General features: G+C 73.2%; 1 pseudogene. It reads left to right on the top strand.

Features of this window, described 5'->3' with window-relative positions:
• Positions 1–1,538 (top strand): annotated as a pseudogene (locus tag G3N92_RS33910) (molecular chaperone DnaK); the annotation flags it as partial.
• Positions 1,539–1,584 lie beyond the last annotated feature (46 nt).

The raw sequence follows: 1,584 nt of genomic DNA, 5'->3' as shown, positions 1-1,584 counted from the left end.
TGCTCAACAACGATCAGCCCGATATCGCCGTGGCGCGCGGCGCGGTGGCCTACGGGCTGGCGCGCGCGGGCCACGCGCCGAAGATCGGCGGCGGCTCGCCGCGCAGCTACTTCCTCGTGCTCGACGGCGAGGCGGAACCGCACGCCGCGCGCGAAGCGAACGACGGCGAAGGCAAAGGCGAAGGCGAAACCCCGCCCGCGCGCGGCGTCTGCGTGCTGCCGCGCGGCACGCCCGAGGAGCAGGCGGTGCGGCTCGACGATCGCACGTTCGCGCTGCGGCTCGGCCACCCGGTGCAGTTCCATCTGGTTTCGACCGCCGCCGAAACGGCCTATCGGCCCGGCGAGATCGCCGAGCTGTCGGGCGGCGATTTCGTCTGGCTGCCGCCGGTGGCCACCGTGGTGCGCCAGCGCGGCGGCGAGCGCAAGCGCGAACGCAAGGTGCGCCTGCACACCGCGCTGACCGAAGTCGGCACGCTCGAAATGCACTGCGTCGCCACCGACGACGACGCGCAACGCTGGCAACTCGAATTCCGCCTGCGCGGCGGCGACAGCGACGCGCAGGCCGACGGCGACGCCCCCGGCGACACGCGCCATCCCGCGTTCGGGCAGGCCGTCGAACTGATCGAGCAGGTGTTCGGCGCGGCGTCCACGCGCGTCGATCCGAAGGCCGTCAAGCGCTTGCGCGCGCAACTGGAGCAGACGCTCGGCCCGCGTCAGGATTGGGATCTCGCGCTGCTGCGCGAGCTGTTCGGCGCGCTGTGGGAACGCGCCGGCCGCCGCCGCCGCTCGGCCGATCACGAACGGCTGTGGCTGAACCTGGCCGGCTGGTGCATCCGCCCCGGCTTCGGCCATCCGCTCGACGCCTGGCGCGTCGAGCAGCTCTGGCAACTGTTCGACGACGGCATCCAGCACGTCAACGACGCGCAGGTCTGGTCCGAGTGGTGGACGCTCTGGCGCCGCGCGGCGGGCGGCCTGTCGGCCGAGGCGCAGCAGCAGATGCTCGAGGCGATGAACTGGCTCGACACCGCCGCCGCGCAGAAGCATCACGGCCTGCCGTTCGATCCGTCCAAGCTCGGCACGGCCGACATGACGCGCCTTTACGCCTCGCTCGAACAGGTGCCCGCCGCGCGCAAGATCGCGATCGCCGACGCGCTGCTCGACAAGCTCGCGCGCTCGCCGGGCAACCGGCAGGACTGGTGGGCGATCGGCCGGCTCGGCGCGCGGCTGCCGTTCTACGGCAGCGCGCACGAAGTGGTGCCGCCCGAAGTGGCGACGCGCTGGCTCGACGCGATCCTCGCGCTCGACTGGAAGAAGGTGGAGCCGGCCATGTTCGCGGCCGCGCAGATCGCGCGCATGACGGGCGACCGCAGCCGCGACGTGCCCGACGCGGTGCGCGCCGCGGTGCTGCAACGGCTCGAGGCCGCGCACGCGTCGCCGGCGTGGATCGCGATGGTGCGGGAGGTGGTGACGCTCGACAGCGCCGATTCGGGCCGCGTGTTCGGCGAAGCGCTGCCGGCCGGGCTCAAGCTGCTCGGTTGAAACGGCCCGAAGCGCGGCCAGGGCGGCGCGGGCAAACCCGCGTCCG

This window comes from Burkholderia sp. Ac-20379, from assembly GCF_017104645.1.
GTDB lineage: Bacteria > Pseudomonadota > Gammaproteobacteria > Burkholderiales > Burkholderiaceae > Burkholderia.
The sequence above is the reverse complement of the archived record's forward strand: the minus strand, read 5'-3'. Positions and strand labels throughout refer to the sequence as shown.